The 18674-nt window shown below is 75.1% G+C and carries 19 protein-coding genes; 13 read left to right on the forward strand and 6 right to left on the reverse strand.

What is annotated here, in order from left to right:
• Nucleotides 1-33 precede the first annotated feature (33 nt).
• A complete protein-coding gene (locus ABD345_RS25060) occupies nt 34-1440 on the reverse strand; it encodes a class I adenylate-forming enzyme family protein (RefSeq protein WP_344554863.1) in 1407 nt (468 codons plus the stop codon).
• 188 nt (nt 1441-1628) lie between these two features.
• On the opposite strand from ABD345_RS25060, the gene ABD345_RS25065 reads away from it, so the two are divergent.
• Nucleotides 1629-2771 (forward strand): alpha-hydroxy acid oxidase, encoded by a 1143-nt coding sequence (locus tag ABD345_RS25065; RefSeq protein WP_344554864.1) that lies wholly within the window; start codon nt 1629-1631, stop codon nt 2769-2771.
• A gap of 69 nt (nt 2772-2840) precedes the next feature.
• Nucleotides 2841-3797 carry a methyltransferase domain-containing protein gene (locus ABD345_RS25070; RefSeq protein ID WP_344554865.1) on the forward strand — a complete coding sequence of 319 codons (957 nt, stop codon included), beginning with the start codon at nt 2841-2843 and terminating at the stop codon, nt 3795-3797.
• 72 nt (nt 3798-3869) lie between these two features.
• Here the strand turns inward: ABD345_RS25070 and ABD345_RS25075 are convergent, their stop codons facing one another.
• From ABD345_RS25075 to ABD345_RS25085, 3 genes are all read right to left on the reverse strand, one after another.
• Nucleotides 3870-4634 carry an ABC transporter permease gene (locus ABD345_RS25075; RefSeq protein WP_344554866.1) on the reverse strand — a complete coding sequence of 255 codons (765 nt, stop codon included), beginning with the start codon at nt 4632-4634 and terminating at the stop codon, nt 3870-3872.
• Nucleotides 4635-4675: 41 nt separating this feature from the next.
• Nucleotides 4676-5632, reverse strand: coding sequence for an ATP-binding cassette domain-containing protein (locus tag ABD345_RS25080; protein ID WP_344554926.1), 957 nt, complete (start codon nt 5630-5632; stop codon nt 4676-4678).
• A gap of 203 nt (nt 5633-5835) precedes the next feature.
• Nucleotides 5836-7089, reverse strand: coding sequence for a glycosyltransferase (locus tag ABD345_RS25085; protein WP_344554867.1), 1254 nt, complete (start codon nt 7087-7089; stop codon nt 5836-5838).
• Nucleotides 7090-7262: 173 nt separating this feature from the next.
• Between ABD345_RS25085 and ABD345_RS25090 the strand changes: the two genes are divergently transcribed.
• From ABD345_RS25090 to ABD345_RS25115, 6 genes are all read left to right on the forward strand, one after another.
• Nucleotides 7263-8195: a 3-oxoacyl-[acyl-carrier-protein] synthase III C-terminal domain-containing protein gene (locus ABD345_RS25090; RefSeq protein ID WP_344554868.1), complete on the forward strand. Its 933-nt coding sequence runs from the start codon at nt 7263-7265 to the stop codon at nt 8193-8195.
• Nucleotides 8196-8416: 221 nt separating this feature from the next.
• Nucleotides 8417-8764 (forward strand): acyl carrier protein, encoded by a 348-nt coding sequence (locus ABD345_RS25095; RefSeq protein WP_344554869.1) that lies wholly within the window; start codon nt 8417-8419, stop codon nt 8762-8764.
• A gap of 5 nt (nt 8765-8769) precedes the next feature.
• A complete protein-coding gene (locus ABD345_RS25100) occupies nt 8770-9645 on the forward strand; it encodes a hypothetical protein (protein ID WP_344554870.1) in 876 nt (291 codons plus the stop codon).
• Entirely contained in the window at nt 9642-10376 is a 735-nt protein-coding gene (locus ABD345_RS25105) for a 4'-phosphopantetheinyl transferase family protein (RefSeq protein ID WP_344554871.1), read from the forward strand. The genes ABD345_RS25100 and ABD345_RS25105 overlap by 4 nt, the downstream gene beginning before the upstream one ends.
• Nucleotides 10377-10392: 16 nt before the next feature.
• The gene (locus tag ABD345_RS25110) at nt 10393-11292 is read left to right on the forward strand and encodes a class-II aminoacyl-tRNA synthetase family protein (protein ID WP_344554872.1); all 900 of its coding nucleotides are present in this window, start codon (nt 10393-10395) and stop codon (nt 11290-11292) included.
• Nucleotides 11293-11296: 4 nt separating this feature from the next.
• The gene (locus ABD345_RS25115; RefSeq protein ID WP_344554873.1) at nt 11297-12961 is read left to right on the forward strand and encodes a condensation domain-containing protein; all 1665 of its coding nucleotides are present in this window, start codon (nt 11297-11299) and stop codon (nt 12959-12961) included.
• A gap of 42 nt (nt 12962-13003) precedes the next feature.
• Here the strand turns inward: ABD345_RS25115 and ABD345_RS25120 are convergent, their stop codons facing one another.
• The gene (locus ABD345_RS25120; RefSeq protein WP_344554874.1) at nt 13004-13435 is read right to left on the reverse strand and encodes a hypothetical protein; all 432 of its coding nucleotides are present in this window, start codon (nt 13433-13435) and stop codon (nt 13004-13006) included.
• Between the two features lie 207 nt (nt 13436-13642).
• On the opposite strand from ABD345_RS25120, the gene ABD345_RS25125 reads away from it, so the two are divergent.
• The 5 genes from ABD345_RS25125 to ABD345_RS25145 all read left to right on the forward strand — a co-directional run bounded on the left by ABD345_RS25125 (nt 13643) and on the right by ABD345_RS25145 (nt 17029).
• Complete coding sequence (locus ABD345_RS25125; protein WP_380275566.1) at nt 13643-14728, forward strand: cation diffusion facilitator family transporter; 1086 nt, start codon at nt 13643-13645, stop codon at nt 14726-14728.
• A 115-nt stretch (nt 14729-14843) separates the two neighbouring features.
• On the forward strand, nt 14844-15014 hold the full coding sequence (locus ABD345_RS25130) for a hydrophobic protein (RefSeq protein ID WP_344554875.1): 171 nt from the start codon (nt 14844-14846) through the stop codon (nt 15012-15014).
• Between the two features lie 131 nt (nt 15015-15145).
• Nucleotides 15146-15616 carry a hypothetical protein gene (locus ABD345_RS25135; protein ID WP_344554876.1) on the forward strand — a complete coding sequence of 157 codons (471 nt, stop codon included), beginning with the start codon at nt 15146-15148 and terminating at the stop codon, nt 15614-15616.
• A 24-nt stretch (nt 15617-15640) separates the two neighbouring features.
• Entirely contained in the window at nt 15641-15907 is a 267-nt protein-coding gene (locus tag ABD345_RS25140; protein WP_344554928.1) for a DUF6193 family natural product biosynthesis protein, read from the forward strand.
• A 171-nt stretch (nt 15908-16078) separates the two neighbouring features.
• Entirely contained in the window at nt 16079-17029 is a 951-nt protein-coding gene (locus ABD345_RS25145) for a DUF5996 family protein (RefSeq protein ID WP_344554877.1), read from the forward strand.
• A 7-nt stretch (nt 17030-17036) separates the two neighbouring features.
• Here the strand turns inward: ABD345_RS25145 and ABD345_RS25150 are convergent, their stop codons facing one another.
• Nucleotides 17037-18590, reverse strand: a complete 1554-nt coding sequence (locus ABD345_RS25150; RefSeq protein WP_344554878.1) for an ArnT family glycosyltransferase — start codon at nt 18588-18590, stop codon at nt 17037-17039.
• Between the last annotated feature and the right edge of the window lie 84 nt (nt 18591-18674).

An 18674-nucleotide genomic window follows, 5' to 3' on the forward strand; every position in this document is an offset into this window, starting at 1 on the left:
GATAGGGGCGGAGGAGTGGAGGAGCGAGAGGGGTCAGCGGGCGGCGTCGGCCTGTCGGCGCAGGGCGGCGGCGTCCCGCAGCAGCTTCCCGGTGGCGGTCCGGGGCAGCCGCGGCATCAGGTGCAGTCGGCGGGGCAGCTTGTAGCCCGCCAGTTCCGTGCCGAGCAGTTCGCGCAACTGCTCGGCGGGGCCGCTCCGTTCGGACGGCGAGGAGGTGACGCCGTCGGCGGTCGCGGCGTACGCCTCGATCGCGCCGTCGGCGAACAGCACCACGGCCTCGACCACACCGGGGAGCCCGGTGAGGGCCTGCTCGACCTCGTTGAGGTCGACCTTGAGGCCGCCGATGGAGATCTGGGAGTCGCGCCGCCCGAGGACGGTGACCAGGCCGGTGCCGACCTCGATCAGGGCGGCGTCCCGGGTGTGCAGCAGACCGTCCGACCAGCGGGTCGGGTCGGTCGGGCCCAGGTACGGGGACTGCTCCCGGGCGATGTGCAACTCGCCCCCGGCCACGGAGAGTTCCATTCCGTGGACGGGTTCGACCGCCGGGTGGTTGCGCCCGGTCAGGTCGGTGGCGATCACGCCGGTCTCGGTCATCCCGTACATGGTGCCCAGCGGCACCCCGAAGCGTTCGCGGAACGCCGCGGGCAGCTCCGGGCGGACGAGTTCACCGGCCACCACCATCCGCCGCAGCTGCGGCAGTCCGGGTGGCGCGGCGGCCGCGGCCAGCAGCTCGGCGTGGAACGGCACCCCGATCACCGTGGTCGGGGCGCTGCCCTCCGCGACGGCGGCCAGGATGCCCGCGGGGGTCATCCGCTGCGGCACCACCAGCTCCACGCCCGCGTGCAGGGCGTGCAGCAGTCCGCCGACCAGGCCGAGCACGTGCACCGTCGAGGACAGCAGCACGGTGCGCTCGCCGCGGGTCGGGAACTCCGGCAGCCTCGCGTAGCAGTCGAGTTCGCGCAGCAGGTCGGCGGCCGTCCGGGCGATCACCTTGGACGGCCCGGTCGAGCCCGAACTGAGCTGGACCAGGGCGTGCTCGGAGCCGGCCGCCCCGCCGTCCGGGAGCGACCTGAACGCAGGCCGCCCGTCGGCGAGTTCGACCAGCACCCGGGGGTGCAGCCGGTCCACCGCGCGGTCCACCTCGACGGTGGTCAGCCGGTGGTCCAGCAGGACCGCCTGCGCGCCGGAGCGCCACGCGGCCAGCAGGACCGCGACGAACTCCGCGGACGGCGGCATCCGCAGCGCCACCGTCCCGTGTTCGCCGAGGCCGGCGGCGGCCAACTGCCGCTGCCGTTCGGCCACCAGGGCCCGCAAGGTCCCCCTGGCCACCGGAGCGCCGAAGCGCAGACACGGTTCGCCGTCCGGTCCGGCGAGTAACTGCTCGTCCACCCAGTCCGCGGCAACCGTGCGGCCGCGCACCGGGATTGGGGTAAGCGTCAACGCAACTCCACGCGCTCGTGTGGGAAGCAAGGTTCGGAAGTTGTGATGCTTCAGTGTGGATCCCCCGTCGGTGCCGACCTTTGCACGGGACCGCATCAAGGGTCAAGGTCTATACCAGTGACCGGTCGCCCCCTACGCTGTCCCTCGTTTTCGCACGAGTTGACGGATCATCAGGAGGTTCGGACGCGATGGTTCCGCTCACCCTGGCGGAGCACGGTGCGCTGGCCGAGGCCCGACTGCCCGCCGTGATCTGGGACTTTTTCGAGGGCGCGGCCGGAGCCGAGTGGACCGCCCGCGCCAATCCGGACGCCTGGCGCCGCCACGTGCTGCGCCCGCGCGTCCTGGTCGACGTCTCGGCCCCCGACTGCACCACCGAGCTGTTCGGCGACCGGCTGGCCGCCCCGTACGGCGTCGCCCCGATGGCCTACCACGGGCTGGCGCACCCCGACGCGGAGTGCGCCACCGCCCGGGCCGCCGCCGGGGCGGGCGCGCTGCTGGTCGTCAGCATCTTCGCCGGGCGCACCCTGGAGCAGATCGCCGAGGCCGCGCCGGACGGGACGCGCTGGCTCCAGCTGTACTGGCTGCGCGACCGCGAGGCGCTCGCCGCCCTGGTCGCCCGGGCCGAGACGGCCGGGTACCGGGCGCTGGTGCTCACCGTCGACGCGCCCAAGGTCGGCCGCCGGCTGCGCGACCTGCGCAACGCCTTCGCGCTGCCGCCCGGCATGACCGCCGCCAACCTGGCGGCCCGGCTCACCAGCGGCGCCGCGCGGTCCCGGGCGGGCCGCTCCGGCATCGAGGAGCACTCCCGGGAGCAGTTCGACCCGACCGTCACCTGGGCCGACCTGGCCTGGCTGCGCCGCCGCACCTCGCTGCCGCTGCTGCTCAAGGGCGTGCTCACCGCCGAGGACGCCCGGCTCGCCGTCGAGCACGGTGTGGACGGCCTGGTGGTCTCCAACCACGGCGGCCGCCAGCTCGACGGCACCCCGCCCGCGTCGGACGTGCTGGCCGAGGTGGTGGACGCCGTCCCCGCCGACCTGCCCGTGCTGGTCGACGGCGGCCTGCGGCACGGCGCCGACCTCGCCCGGGCGCTCGCCCTCGGGGCCCGCGCCGCGCTGGTCGGCCGGCCCGTGCTGTGGGGCCTGGCGCACGGCGGCGCGGACGGCGCCCGGGCGGTGCTCGACCTGCTGCGCGAGGAGCTGCTCGACACCATGGTGCTGTCCGGCCGCCCCACCCTCGCCGACCTCGACCGCAGCGCCCTCGCGCCCTGGCCGCCGACCGCCCCGCCGACCGCCCCGCCGGCGGCCCCGGAGGCCGCTCCCGCGCACCGCTGAGTGCCCGTCGCTCTCCTTATATATAGGGGCCCATGACGGAGCACCGACAAAGAGAACGGAATGACACGCATGACGACGACCGAACCCCCCGCTCAGCCCCCCGCCCAGCCCCCCGCCCAGCCCCCCGCCCAGCCCCTTGCCGGACCCTCCGCCGGACCCCCCGTCGCGGAGCTGTTCGCGGACTGGGACTGGGAGGACCCCGAGGGCCTCGAGGCCCGCACCGACGCCTTCACCGAGGACCTCGCCCGGTGCGCCACGATCGAGCAGGTGCGCCCCGAAGTGCCGTACACGCACCAGGAGTTCCAGGAGCTCGGGGTGACCGGCATCGAGTTCGCCGCGTTCCGCACCCGCCACCCGCAGGGCCTCGGCACCGACCTGGTCGGCCTGCACAACGGCACCGACGCCACCCGCCCCGGCCCGGTCTACCGGATCGACGGCGGCAGCCTGTACACCAGCCTGGACATCACCCGGCCGCTCCCGTTCGCCGACCGCAGCGTGGACTGGGTGTACGCCGAGCACCTGATCGAGCACGTCCCGCTCGGCACCGCGGTGTTCTGGCTCGCCGAGGTGCGCCGGGTGCTGCGCCCCGGCGGCCTGCTCCGGCTCACCACCCCGGACCTGGCCAAGTACGTCGCCGGGTACCTCGACGACCGCGAGCAGTTCTTCCGCCGCCACCGCCGCCGCCTGCGCACCATGCGGGTCGGCCCGCCGATGCCCGAGCGCCGGGCCTTCATGCTGAACCAGATCTTCTACCACTTCGGCCACCGCTGGATCTACGACGAGGCCGAGCTGCGCCACGTCCTGGACCGCGCCGGGTACGGCGGGTTCACCGTCACCCGGCAGGAGTTCCAGACCGGCGCCCGGCCCGACGTCGCCGACCTCGACACCGCCTTCCGCAAGGACGAGTCGATCTACCTGGAGGCGCTCGCCCCGGGTTCCGCCACCGACGCCGCTCCCGCTCCCGGTCTCGCAGCCGACGCCGCCCCCGGAGGGACACGGGGCGCCGGAGGGGCGCAGGGCGGTTGAGCGCACGACCGAGCGGGGCCCGGCACTCCTGCCGCCGGGCCCCGCTCGGTCGTGCGCCGGTGCCGCTGCCGGTCAGCGGATCCGCTGGGCGAACAGCCGGGCCGACCAGGCCACCGCGACGGCCATCAGCAGGCCGGTCAGCAGCAGGCCGCGCCACACCTCGGGCGCGTCCAGGTGCCCGGCGAACAGGGCGCGCATGCCCTCCACGGCCCAGTAGCAGGGGTTCCAGGAGGCGGCGGTGCGCAGCCAGGCCGGGGCCAGCGCGATCGGCAGCAGGGTGCCGGAGATCAGCGCCAGCGGCTGCGCGATGGTGTTGACCACCGGGCCGAGCGCGGCGTCGGTGGGCACCAGCAGGGCCAGGCCGTAGGAGACCGAGGAGGCCATCAGCGCCATCAGCGCCAGCATCGCCAGCGCCAGCAGCAGGTCGGCCAGGCCCACGGTCAGGCCGAACGGGATGGCCAGCACGGCGATCAGCACCGACTGGATCAGCAGCGCGGTGGTCTCCCGCAGGGCCCGGCCCAGCAGCAGGGCGACCCGGCTGACCGGCGTCACCCGGGAGCGCTCGATCACGCCCGCGTGCAGTTCGCCCAGCAGGGTGAAGCCGGTGAACAGGCCGCCCATCAGGGCCAGCGCGGACAGCAGTCCCGGTACGTAGATCCGGTAGGCGTCGGCGGTGCTGTGCGCGCCGGACGCGGCCAGCGCGGAGGTCAGCAGCGGGGCGAACAGCAGCAGGTAGCACAGGGGTTGGAGCAGTCCGACGGCGATCCACACGGGGGAGCGGGCCATCAGGAGGAGTTGGCGCTGGTAGACCAGCCAGGTGTCGCGGGCGAGCTTCACGGGGACCTCGGGGGCTTCGGGGCCGGAAAGGGGGGAGGGGGTCAGCCGCTGTGGACCAGCGCGCGGCCGGTCAGGGCCAGGAACACGTCGTCCAGGCTGGGGCGTTGCAGCTGGACGCGCTCCGGCTCGATGCCGGCCGCGGCCAGGGTGCGCAGCAGTTGCGGGATCGCGGTGGCCGCCGAGTCCACGTGCAGGCGCAGCCCGTCCTCGTCGGGCAGGGCCTCCAGGCGCTGGACGCACGGGAGTTCGGCGAGGGCGCGCTCGGCCCCGGTGGTGGTCCGGGCGTCCGGCAGGGCGATGGTGACGGAGTCGCCGGAGATCTTCTGCTTGAGCTCCTCGGGGGTGCCCTCGGTGACGATGCCGCCGTTGTCGACGATGCCGATCCGGTCGCACAGGGCGTCGGCCTCGTCCAGGTAGTGGGTGGTCAGCAGTACCGTCATGCCCTGCTCGCGCAGCCGGCGGACCTCGGCCCACACCTGGGAGCGGCTGCGCGGGTCGAGGCCGACGGTCGGCTCGTCCAGGAACAGCAGCTTCGGCCGGTGGACGACGCCGAGCGCCAGGTCGAGGCGGCGGCGCTGGCCGCCCGAGTACGTCTTGCAGACCCGGTCGCCGAACTCGGTCAGGTCGAAGGCAGCCAGGCCCTGTTCGGCGCGCTGGACGGCCTCGGCCTTGCGGACGCCGTACATCCGGGCCTGCATGACGAGTTCCTCGCGGGCGGTGGCCTGGTCGGTGGTGCCGCCGCCCTGGGCGACGTAGCCGATCCGGCGGCGGACCTCGCCGGGCTCGGCGCGCAGGTCGGCGCCGGCCACGGTGGCGGCGCCGCCGTCGGGGACGAGCAGGGTGGCGAGCATGCGCAGCGTGGTGGTCTTGCCTGCGCCGTTCGGGCCGAGGAGGCCGTAGATCTCGCCCTCCGCGACGTTCAGGTCGATGCCGCGCACCGCGTCGACGGTGGCGGCGCCGCGGCGGGGCCGGAAGGACTTGCGCAGCCCCTTGGTCACGATCAACCCGGACTCCTGTGGTGGGTAAGTGGGTGTGCGGACGGCCGCCCGGAAGGGCGGCGGGAAGGGTGGGGAAGGCTGGGGGAGGGTACGGAAAACGGGAGGGGCGGGGGAGGGGGAGAGGCGGCGGACGGGCGCCGGAGCAGACCCTAGGGCCCGACCCGGCTCCCCGACAATGGTCTGGACCAGACGGCGGGACGGGCTCAGCGCGGTGCGCGCGCGAACCGCTCCAGCCGTTCGGCGGCCGCCACCGCACCGCCGCCGTCCCGGAGTTGACGTCCCACCAGTTCGGCGGCGGCGCGGTACCCGGGGTCGTCGAGGACGGCGCGCAGCGCCGCGCGCAGCTGCTCGGGCGCGACGGTGGCGAAGTCGACCCGGACGGCCGCGCCCAGCGCGGCCAGTCGTCCGGCGGTCACCGGCTGGTCGTGGCGGATCGGGGCGACCACCAACGGCCGCCCGTGGACGAGGGACTCGCCGACGGTGTTCATCCCGCCGTGGCACAGTACGGCGTCCACCGCCCCGCGCTCAAGCAGTTCCAGCACCGGGACGCGTGCGCACCCGATCGCCCCCGGCGGCAGCTCCACCTCCCCGGGGGCCGCCACCACCGCCTGCACGTCCGGGAGTCCGGCCAGCGCGGCGGCCGCCCGGCCGAGGAAGTCGCCCGCCACCTCGGCGGACAGCGTGCCCATGGTGACCAGCACCCGGCGCCGGCCCGGGGCCAACTCCGCCCAGGGGAACGGCTCCCCGGCCCGCCCGTCGACCGGCCGCCCGTCGAGCAGCGGCCCGTCGAACAGCCGCCGCTCCAGCAGCGGCCCGACCAGCGCGTACTCGGCCGGGACGGACTCCCGCTCCAGGCCGAGCAGTTCGGCGCAGCTCGGGGCGACCACCAGGCCGGCGGAGAACCGCGGGTCGGCGTACTCGGCGGCGGGCAGCCCGGCCCGCTCCCACAGGCCGCGCAGCACCCCGTCCCGCCAGGCCGTCAACTCGCCGTCGCCGCCCAGCGGATCGCCGGTCTCCAGCGAGGACGGGGCGAAGCTCGCCCACCGCACGCCCGCGCCGTGCGCGGCCAGCGCGCCGGCCGGGGCGTGCTGGTCGACCAGCACCAGGTCCGGCCGCCACTGCCCGACCGCCCGCCGCACCGCGCCCAGGGTGAACCGGGTGTGCGGCACCACGAAGCCCTCCCAGAGCGAACGCACGGCCGCCGCCCCGCCCACCGCCTGCTCGCGGAACAGCCGGGCGCCGGTCGGGTGCACCACCGCGTCCGGCCCGAGCAGCGGCCGCAGCGCCGCCTCCGGCCCCACCCAGGCCACCTCGTGCCCGCGCGCGGCCCAGGCCGCGGCCAGTGCCCGGGCCGGCAGCAGGTGCCCGGCCAGCGGCGGCACCACGATCAGCAGGCGCAGCGGGGGAGCATCGACGGGGGCGGGTGCGGGTGCGGTCGCGGATACGGGTGCGGGCACGGGTGTCCTCCTGGAGCGGGGTCGGACGCGGGGAATCGGGGCGGCACCGGCCGCGGGCCCGTACGGATCGTGGGCAGACGAGGGAGGAGTGGTACAGACCACAAGGGGATATCGCGAAGGAAGCGTCGGCGATCTCTTGTGCGGGCCGGTGAGGCGACGGAATACTAGCCCGCGTGACCGCTCTGGAAGCAGTCGCCGTCCACCTGCCACCCCTCGCCGAACCGATCGAACTGGTCGGTGAACGCCTGGGCCTGACGGACCGTCAGATCAAGCTGTTCCGCCGCTTCCACGGACTGGAACGGGTCAGGGTGGACCCCGACGGAGACCTGACCGATCTGCTCATCGCCGCAGCGAAGGCCCTGGCCCCGCTGCGCGGAAACGAACCCCGGGTGAAGTACGTGCTGCACGCGCGCAGCCTGCCGATCGCGGCGCCCTACCCGCACAACCCGCTGCACGACGCGCTCGGCCGTCTGGGGCTGACGCACGCCCGTGCCTTCACCATCACCCACCACGCCTGCGCCGGCTCCCTGCTGGCGCTGGACGTGGCCGGTCGGCTGCTGGCGGCAGACCCCGACCCCGAGGCGATGGCGTTGATCCTGGCGGGCGAGAAGACCTTCACCCGGGACGCCCGCATCGTCCCGGACACCGCCCTCTTCGGCGAAGGGGCGGCGGCCTGCCTGGTGCGGGCCGGAGGCGAACGCGACCGCGTGCTGTCCTACGCGGTCGACCAGCGCGGCGAGTTCGACGGGCGACTCGCCGAGGACCCGGAGCTGATGCAGCGCTACCAGCGCAGCTACCCGGAGCTGATGGTGGCCGTGATGGAGGCCGCACTGGAGGAGGCCGGCGAGAGCTGGGACTCCATCCGGCTGCTGCTCCCGCACAACGTCAACCGGATCTCCTGGCAACGGATCTGCCGCCAAACCGGGTACCCGCCCGAACGCGTGGTGCTGGACAACGTCCCGGCGGTGGGGCACAGCTTCGCCGCCGACATCCTGCTCAACCACCACACCGCCACCACCCGCGGCCTGCTCCGCCGCGGCGACCGCTACCTGGTCGCCGCGTCCGGGATCGGCGCGACCTTCGCGGCCATGGTGCTCCAGCACTGACGCCCACCGGCGCCCGGTGCTCCGGCACCGCGACCCGGCGCGTCGCGCCGCACGGCGCCGCGCCCGACCGCGCCGCACCCAGCCGCACCCCGTCGCACCGAACCGCGCCGCGCCGCGCCCCCGCACCGGGCCCTACGGTGCCGGGCCGCGCCGCGCCGCCTTCCAGCCCACCCGCCCCGCCCCGGCCGCCGCCGGGGCGCGGGCCAGACCAGGGGATCGCCATGACCGACTCCGCCCTGCCCGAGAACACCGCCGATCACCCCGATCACGCCGATCACGCCGGCGCCGCCGGCACCGCCGTGGTCGACCCCGAACTGCGCGGCCGCGCCCTCGACGGGATCATGCTGCTGCTGCCCCGGGTGCTCAAGCGCGAGCTGCCCCAAGTCGGCGAGAACGCCTGCCTGTTCGACGAGGTCGGGCTGACCTCCGCCGCCACCCTGGAACTCATCCTCGAACTGGAGGACCACCTCGACGTGCAGATCGACGTCGAGGGCATCGACCCGGAGGACCTGCGCTCGATCGGCACCCTCGCCGGCTTCGTCGCCGGACACGTGATCGCCGAGGACTGACGACCGTGCGCGTCCGCGGACCGCTCCCCGCCACCACCCTGCCGCGCACCGCCTCCCCGCTGCGCCTGACCGCCGCCCACGCCCTCGACCTGCCCGGCCACTCCCCGCTCGCCGCCGACCCCGACCTGCGCACCTTCACCGCCGACCTGGCCCGCCCGTACGGGGTCGAACTCGACGAGGACGCGCTGGCCGGGGCCCGCGGCCACTCCTACGACGCGCTGGCCGAACACGCCATCCGCGCCCTGACCGACCCGGCCCGCCCGGTCGACCTGCTGATCCTGGTGTACGCCGTGCCCGACGTCCGCCCCGGGCAGGCCGTCGCGCTGCGCCTCGCCGAGAGCTGCCCGGGCGAACCGCTGTCCTTCGCGATCTGCGACGAGGGCGCCGGCGCCGCGTTCAGCGCCCTGCTGATCGCCGACGCCTACGCCCGCACCGCGGGCGCCCGGCGCGCCCTGCTGATCGCCGTCGAACAGGCCGACCTGCACCACCGCCCGCACCGCCCGGCCCGGCTCCCCGACCGGCACTCCGCCGCCGCCCTGCTCTGGGAGGCCGACGGCGGCGGCCGGCCGCTGCTCGGCACCGACAGCAGATCCGGTACGACCGACGACCAAGTCGCTCACGTGCTCAAGGAGTTGTGCGCCGAGCTGCCCGCGGACGCGCTGCTGCTGCTCGGCCCGGGGCTGGCCGGAGTGGCCGGCGCCCGCCCGCCCGACGGCCGCACCGCCCGCCCCGGCAACCCGTACACCGGTGGCTGGGCCGCGCTCGCCGCCGCCCTCGCCGACCCCCGGTACGCCGACCGGCCGCTCGCGCTCGCCGACCGCGAACCGGAGACCGGCCGGATCGACCTCGCCCACTGGGCCGCCGCGGAGCCCGCCCGGTGACCGACGTCTGGCTGATCCGCACCGACATCCTGCTGCCCCGGAGCCCCGCCCTGCTCGACCCGGAGGAACGCGCCCGCGCCGCCCGCCACCCCGAAGGACCCCAGCGCCACCGCTTCGTCACCGCGCACGCCGTCGCCCGGCTGCTCACCGCCGAAGCCGCCGGCCTCCCTCCGGAACGGATCCGCTGGCGCCGCGGACCGCACGGACGCCCCGAACCCGAGGGCCTCCAGGCCGAGTTGAGCGTCAACCTGAGCACCGCCGGGCCCTGGGCGCTGTTCGCCGTGCGGCACCGGGACGGCGGCGAGGACGGGGAACGGAACGGCGCGATCGGCGTCGACCTGGAACCCGTCCCCACCGACCGGGCCGCCGCCCGGCTCGCCGCCCGCTACTACCCGGAAGCCGAATCCGTTTGCGACGCCGAGGAGTTCACCCTCCGCTGGACCCGCAAGGAGGCGTACACCAAGGCCCACGGCGGACGCCTCGCCGACGGGCTGCGCACCCACGCCGGCCCGCCCGGCGACCCGTCCGAACCGCCCGGCCCGCACCGGATGCACGGCCCGCTCGGCCCGTGCACCGTCCACGACCTGCCCGCACCCCCCGGCTACCGGGCCGCCGTCGCCCGCACCGGCACCCACCCGTTCCGGCCGCGGCTGCGCCCCTACCCGGACCCGCGCCCGCGCCCGGAACCGGACGCGGTGCGACCCGCCGCCGACCGCCGACCCCGACCCTGACTGAGGCAACCGAGCCATGAACACCCGCCACCCCGAGGACGCCACCCCGCTGCCCACCGCCGCGCCCGGCGTCCAACTCCAGCCCGCCGCCTACGAGAAGCTGCTCGACGCGCTGCGCGGGTCGATCGCCCGGCTGGCCGCCGACGAACCCTTCGAACGGCTGGTCGTCCCGCCGGTGATCTCCCGCGCCACCATCGAACGCGCCGGATTCGCCGCCTCCTTCCCGCAGCTGCTCGGCACCGTGCACAGCTACGGCGGCAGCCCCGCCGAGTGGCGCCGGCTCTCCCCGCTGATCGCCGAGGACGGCCCCTGGCACGCCCGGCAGGAGATCTCCGACCTGGTGCTGCTCCCCGCCGCCTGCTACCCCGTGTACGCGGGCCTGGCCGGACGGGAGCTGGCCGAGCCCGTCCGCTACAGCGTCGAGGCGCAGTGCTTCCGGCAGGAGGCCACCGCCGAACCCGGGCGGCTGCGCAGCTTCCGGATGGCCGAACTCGTCACCGCGGGCACCCCCGAGCACTGCCAGGACTGGCGCGAGCACTGGCTGCGGAAGGTCGCCGACTGGCTGGACGGCCTCGGCCTCAAGGCCGCGGTCGAACTCGCCGACGACCCGTTCTTCGGCGGCGGCCGCAAGCTCTACCAAGCCGCCCAGCGCGCCCAGGAGTTGAAGTTCGAACTGCGCGTCCCGGTGGCCGACGGACTGGTCCAGGCGATCGCCTCCGCCAACATCCACAAGGACCACTTCGGCGAGGTCTTCGAGTTCACCGCCGACGGCGCGACCGGCCACACCGCCTGCACCGCCTTCGGCCTCGACCGGATCGCGCTCGCCCTGCTGCACGCCCACGGCACCCGCCCCGCCGACTGGCCCGAGCAGATCGGCAACGCCCTGCACAACGGCACCGCCCCGAACGGAGACTGACGACGTGTCGAACACCCGAGCCGTCACGCTGCGATTCCTGGCCGAGGCGCCCGGAGCCGAAGGGCCGGTCACCCTCGGCCAGGACAACGTGCTCCGCTGCCTGCGCAACGAGCAGCCCTCGCGGGAGAAGAACGAACCCTCCTCGCTGAACAAGCAGGCGACCTGGATCATCCCCGACGGCGCCGACGAGACCCGCTGCCTCGACGCCCTGCGCACCCTCGCCGAACGGCACGCCGCCCTGCGCACGGTCTTCCCCGGCGCCGGCGGCGACCGGCTCCCCGAGACCCAACGGCAGAACGTGGACGGGGAGTTCACCGTCCAGGTGATCGCCCTCGACCCGGACGAGGACCCCGCCGCCCGGGCCGAGGCGTTCTGCTGGGACGAGCGCTGCCACCCGTTCGACCTCACCGCCGAATTCCCGCTCCGGCTCGGCCTGCTGACCCGCGACGGCCGCCCGGTGCTGCTCGCCGTGGTCGTCAGCCACGCCCAACTCGACGGCGTGGCAACGGGACTGCTGTTCAAGGAGTGGATGGCGCTGACCTCCGGCGACGAACTGCCGCCGCCCGCCGGGCCCACCCCGATCGAGGTCGCCGAACAGGAGCGCTCCAGCAGCGGACGGCGCCGCGGCCGCGCCGCCCTGCGCCACTGGGAACGCATCCTGGCGGAGGAGCCCTCCGCCGTCTTCGCCGACGACCGGGTCCGCTCCGCCGAGAACCTGCTGCACACCCTCGGCATCCGCACCCCGGCCGGCGCCGCCGCCCTGGACCGGGCCGTCCGGCGCACCGCCAGCTCCAAGTCCGCCGTCCTGACCGCCTGTTACGCCGCCCTCGCGGCCCACCGCGCGGCCCGCTCCACCGTGGTGATGGCCGCGCTGTCCGCCAACCGGCACCGCTCCGTCCTCGCCGAGCACATCGGCACCCTCGCCCAGGACGCGCTGCTCGTCCTGGACACCGACTGCCCCGACCTCGACACCCTGATCGCCCGCACCCAGGCCCAGGCGCTCTCCGGCTACTGGCACGCCACCTTCGAGACCGAGCGACTCTGGAAGATCCTCGACGACTCCTCGCTCGGCCGCGGCGCCCGCTTCGTGCGGGACGTCGTGCTCAACGACGTCAGCGGCACCGTCCCCGAGGAGATCGCCGCGCTGCGTCCCGACCCCGCCGCCGACCCCGACCTGAGCTGGTACCCCACCGAACCGCTCCCCACCCGGCTGATGATCAACATCTGGCGGACCAGCGGCTGCCTGGAGATCAGCCTGCACGCCCACCCCGACGTCCTCGACCGCGAGGAGACCGAGCACTTCGCCCGCGCCCTGCTCCGCCTGATCGACCTCGCCGGACAGCGCAACGTCACCCTCGGCCCCGACGGCGAACTCGCCGCCCTCAGCAACCTGCCCGTCGGCCGCCGAGAGAAGGGCCGCTGGCAGCAGGTCGGCACCAACTGGGTCGACCTGGACGCCCTGGCCGACCGGCTGCGCACCGTCCTGGACGTCAAGGACGTCGAAGTGACGTGGCAGAACGAGGAGTTGACGGCCGTGGTGCGCGAAGGCTGCACCCTCACCCCGACCGAGGCGCACACCGCCGTGGTCGACGCGCTCTCCTGGCGCGACACCCTGATGGCCCCGCAGCGCTACGTCCTGCCGGCCGGCACCGGCACCGGACGCGACTGAGCCCTCCCGGGCACCGGACCGCCCGGCCCGGTGCCCGCCCGTTCACCCGGCGAGCCGGGACTCCAGCCGGCGCAGCCGGTCCCGCTGCCGGCGGTCCAGGACGAGCATCGTCGGGAGCCAGCCCAGCAGGAGCACCAGCACGACCGTCCCCACCAGCGGGCCGTGCCGCACCCAGGAGGAAGCCGCCAGCCACAGCTCGGACACGCAGATCACCACCCACACCAGCCACCCGCGCCGCCGCTGCTCCCGGTCGGCCCGGATCACCGTGCGCAGCGCCGCCAACCGCGCCGGGTCCTCGGGGATCCGCTCCTCCTTGACGGCGCGGCTCAGCTCCACCAGGTCGGAGGCGTCCCGCAGGCCCAGCCTCCGGGCCCGGCGGCGCTGCCCCCAGTGGACGATCGGCAGGAGCAGCAGGGTGCAGAGCACCCCGGAGCAGACCGCGACCGGCCACGACCTGCTGCTCGTCAGGTACATGGCGGCACTCCAGGCCGTCCCGGCCACCACCGCCACCGCCCACACCCGTGGCTGCGCCGGCCACGACCCGCCCGTCCGCCGTGCGTCTGTGTACGTCATGCCCGCCGGGTGCCCGCCCCGGGCCGTTCAACTCCCCCCGCGCGGAAGGGAAAGCACGCCCGAACGACCGGGCGGTTGCGCCACCGGGCCGGGGGCACACGGCCGGGCATGACGAAGGACGAAACGCGCGACGCGCGGCCCGACATGACGAAGGACGAAACGCGCGGCGCGCGGACGGTGCGGACGGACGGCCCGGGGGACGACGGCGAGACCAGGGGGACGGTGCTGATCGCCCTGGTGGCCAACCTGGTGATCGCCCTGGCGAAGATCGCGGGCGGCCTGGTCGCCGCCTCACCCGCACTGCTGTCCGAGGCGGCGCACTCCGTCGCCGACAGCCTCAACGAGGTGTTCCTGCTGGCCTCGCTGAGCCGCAGCCGCCGCCGCCCGGACGCCCGCCACCCCTTCGGCTACGGCAAGGAACGGTTCTTCTGGTCGATGCTGGCCGCCGTCGGCATCTTCGTCACCGGCGGCTGCTTCTCCTGCTACCAGGGCCTGCACACCCTGCTGAACCCGGAGGGCGAGGAGACCGGCGGTTACCTCGTCGTCTACCTGGTGCTGCTGGTGTCGCTGGTCGCCGAGGGCGCCTCGCTGACCAGGGCCGTGCTCCAGGTGCGCCGACAGGCCCGGCAGGCCGGACGCGGCCTGGCGGCCCAACTGCGACGGGGCGACGACCCCACGGTGCGGACGGTGTTCGCGGAGGACGCGGCCGCGGTGCTCGGCGTCCTGCTGGCCCTGGTGGGCGCCGGGCTGCACCAGTGGACCGGTCGGCCCCAGTGGGAGGCCGCCGCGGCCCTGGCCATCGCGGCACTGCTGATGTACGTCGCCTACCGGCTCGGCCGCGACGCCAAGGACCGCCTGGTCGGTCAGGCCGTCGACCCGGCCGTCCAGCAGAAAGCGCTGGACGTGCTCACCGAACGGCCCGAGGTCGACACCGTGACCCGGTTGCTGACCATGCAACTCGGCCCCGGTTCCGCCCTGTTGGCCGCCCGGATCGACCTGGTCGACGGACTGGACAGCAGCGGGGTCGAGGAACTCTGCGTCCGGCTCAAGCAGCGGATCAGGGCCACCTGCCCCGACATCGACCAGGTCTTCCTCGACATCACCGCGGCCGACGAGGACGAACGCCGCCGGGCGGCCGAACGCCGCCGCAGGCTGCGCGAGACGGTGCGGCGGCAGGCGGCCGCCGGCAACTGAACGCCCGCCCCGGCACCCTGACGGGAGGCCGGTTCGCGACAGCGGAAAATTCCTCCGCATATCTGCCGGCTCCCGGGGCAGCAGAGGCCGCGACAACGAATCCCAGGAGGTCACGATGGTTCCCCTGTTGCTGGTCCTGCTCCTCGCCCTGCTGCTGTTCGGCGCCGGTTTCGCGGTGAAGGTGCTGTGGTGGGTCGCCATCCTCGTCCTGGCGGTCTGGCTGATCGGCTTCGTGGCCCGCGGCACCCACCCCTCCGGCGGCCGCCACCGCTGGTACCGCTGGTAAGGCGGACGGCCGCGCCGACCGGCGCACCGAACTCCGGCGGGGCCCGCGGACACCACCTGTCCGCGGGCCCCGCCGTTTCCCCGTCCAGCCCGGCCGACCGGACCGCCCCCACCCGAACTACACTCCCCGCCATGTCATCCCCCGCCTACGAGACCCAGGCCGAACGGGACGCCGCCGCCGCCGAGTTCGGCGCCGAACTGGCCCGGATCGCCGCCGAGAAGGGCCTCCCACTGCCCGTGCCCAGCGAACTGGCTTGGTTCAGAGCCGAGTTCGAAGGGGAGCACAAGCACCCGGTCGGTTCCGGGCGCCCCGGCGAATCGGTGCCCGACCGGGCCGTCCTCTACCGGAAGCAGGACGGCACCACCCCGTACCTGTACCTGAGCCGCGGCTGGGTGACCCTCGCCCTGGGCCGCACACCGGACCTCGCCGAGGCCCTCCGGGCGGCCGTGCGCTGGCTGGCGGGCGCCCGGCTGCCGGAGATCCGGCGCACCGCACCGTTCCTGCACGTCGAGGACTGGGCACTGGCCCACGAACGGGTACCGCTCACCGCCGCCGAACTGGAGTGGCGGACCCGCCTGCAGCACTTCGACCACGGCTGCTAGCCCAACCCCGACCACGTCCGGGACCTGTGGCGGGCGGCGTTCGCCGAGCCCCGGCTGCGCCGGCTGCTACCGGTCAGCAGCCACTACACGCTGTGGTTCTCCACCCGGCCGCACTTCCCGTTCGAGAACGTCGGCGTGGCCGTCGAACCGCACCCCGACGGGAGCTGCACCGTCCGGCCGTGGCGGGCGGACGGCCCGGTGGCCGACGCGCTCCCCGAACCGGTCACCGTCGACACCCCCGCCGAGGCCGCCGCCCTCGCCGCGGCCGTCCTGCCCCCCGGACCGCACTGACGGACCGCGCCGGGATCCGCACGGAGAACCGCACGGGCGGGCCCGCTCCGGCCCCGACGCCCGGACGGAGCAGCCGTACCCCCGCCCGGGCGCGTCGCGCCCCCGGGGCCGGGCCGGGGGCGGTGAGGATGGGCAGCGGCCCCCGACCCCTCCCTCACGCCGGAGTGCACCATGGAGCTGTTCCCGCCCCTGCCCCTGGAGTCCTGGCGGGACACCAAGGAGACGCTGCACCGCTTCGCCCAGGTGATCGGCAAGATCCGGCTGGCCGGCAGCGCCCGCCGCAACCACTGGTGGAACGTCCCCTTCCACCTCACCGGACGCGGCATCACCACCCGCCCCACCGGCCCGACCCGCGGCGGCGACGCCTTCACCATCGACTTCGACTTCACCGACCACCGCCTGTACGTCCGCACCCTCGACGGCGCCGAGGACTCCTTCCCGCTCGCCGGACGCTCCGTCGGCGACTTCTACCGCGACACCCTGCGCGCCCTCGTCCACCTCGACATCGACGTCCTGCCCGAGCACCCCTACCCCTACGACCTGCCCGACGCGCACCGCCCGTTCGCCGACGACCACGAGCACCGCAGCTACGACCCGGCCGCCGTCACCACCTACTGGCACGTCCTGAGCCAGGTCGCCCTGCTGCTGGAGGAGTACGCCGCCGGGTACTCCGGCAAGACCAGCCCGGTCCACCACTTCTGGCACACCTTCGACCTCGCCGTCACCCGCTTCTCCGACCGCGAGATCGACCAGCCCGCCGCCGACAGCGTCACCCGCGAGGCGTACTCCCGCGAGGTCATCAGCGCCGGCTTCTGGTTCGGCGACGACAACGTCCCCGCCCCCGCCTTCTACTCCTACACCGCCCCCGAACCCCCCGGCCTGGACGCCCGCCCGCTGCGCCCCGACACCGCCCGCTGGTCCCCCAACCGCGGCAGCCACCTCGCCCTGCTGATGTACGACGAGGCCCGCGCGGCCGCCGACCCCTGGAACACCGTCCTGGAGTTCCTCGACTCCGCCTACCGCGCCGGAGCCGACCTGGCCGGCTGGGGCCGCACCCGCGAGTGCCCCGGCGGCATCACCGACAGCGAACTGCGCACCCTGCCCGGCGCCGACCGCCGGTGACGCGGCCCTAGTAGAAGTGCCGCAGCCGGGGCCACAGTCGGGACCACGGGGCGACCGTCCCCGTGCACAGCAGGACCGGGGCGTGCTGCTCCTCGTTGGCCAGCCGGTGGCCGTTGTCGACCTCGGCGACCTGGCGGCAGCCGGTGAAGGCCCGTTCGACCGCCGGGTACGGCTCGGGGCGGACCAGGACGACGGGGCCGGTCGCCGAGTCCGGGGGCGGGCCCCAGTCGTAGAAGGACATGTGGCCCGAGTACGAGGCGGGCAGGCCGTAGCGGGCCCCGTAGTGCACCAGGGCCCCGGCCTCGCCGTAGTCGGTGGCGAACACCACCGCCCGCCCGCGCTGCTCCGGGGGGACGGCCGCCCAGCCCGCCGCGACCGCCGCCGTCAGCTCGGGCCACCCCACCTGCTCGGCGGACTCCGGGTAGAGCGCCGACAGCACCGAGAGCTGCCGGGGCGCCAGGACGGGCAGCGTGATCAGCGAGTTGACCAGCGCGGCGACCAGCAGCAGCCCCACCAGCCGGACCCGGCCGCGCCGGTGCTCCGGCCCGGGCCGCCACAGCCGCTCCGCGACCGGCCCGCACCCGGCGGCCATCACCAGCAGCAGCAGCGGCGGCAGCGCGTAGTACGGCTTCCCGCCGAGCACCAGCACCAGCGCGCACAGCGCCAGGTACGCGTACCCCAACGGCCTCGCCCAGCGCACCCGTCCGTCGTCGCGCAGGCGGCGGAACCCGGCCAGCCAGACCGGGATCAGCACGGGGGAGAGGTAGACCAGCTGCATCGGGACGAAGGTCAGTCGGTTGGTCAGGCCGTCCTTGCCGCTGATGCCGGAGGCGACGGTGAGCTGCGGCCAGCCGTGCGCCGCCTCCCAGTACAGGTTCGGCGCCGCCACCAGCAGCGCCAGCAGCGCGCCCGCGGGCAGCCACCGGCCGCGCAGCACCGCGCGCGCGGCGGGCCCGGCGCAGGCGATCGACGGCAGCAGCGCGGCGGCGAGCAGCAGCACCAGGTCCTTGTTCAGCAGGGCGATCCCGCTCACCGCGCCGACCGCGAGCCACCAGCGCCGGTCACCGGTGCGCAGCAGGCGCAGCACCAGCACGCCCAGCAGCGTCCAGACGAACAGGTCGAAGCTCGCGGTGCTCAGCAGGTGGCCGAGCGCCAGCACCAGCGCCGAGACCGCCGCCCCGGCCGCCGCCAGCACCTGGCCGGCCCGGCGCGCCCCCAACTCCTTTGCGGCGAAGGCGACCAGCACGACGGTGGCCGCGCCGAGCAGCACCGCGACCGCCCGCAGCCCCGCCGGGCCGGCACCGAACGCGGCCGTCGACAGCCGCGCCAGCAGCGGTGTCAGCGGCGGCTGGTCGACGTACCCCCAGGCCAAGTGCCGTCCGGCGGCCAGGAAGTAGAGCTCGTCCCGGTGGAAGCCGTACCGCCCCGCCAGGGCCGCCTGCACCGCCGCGAACCCGGACGCCACACCGAGCACCGGGCCGACCGCGAAGCGGGCCAAGGCAGTTGGTCGGCCCGCCCCGGAGCCGTCGGCGGTGCTGGACGCGTTCCCCCGTGTGTCCATACCGGGGAGTGTGGCAGCGCGGGTCGTCCGTGCCCATCCGGGATGACCCTGAAGGATCGTCAAGAATTGTTCAAAGGACGGGTG

The sequence above is a fragment of the Kitasatospora saccharophila genome, from assembly GCF_039529925.1.
GTDB lineage: Bacteria > Actinomycetota > Actinomycetes > Streptomycetales > Streptomycetaceae > Kitasatospora > Kitasatospora saccharophila.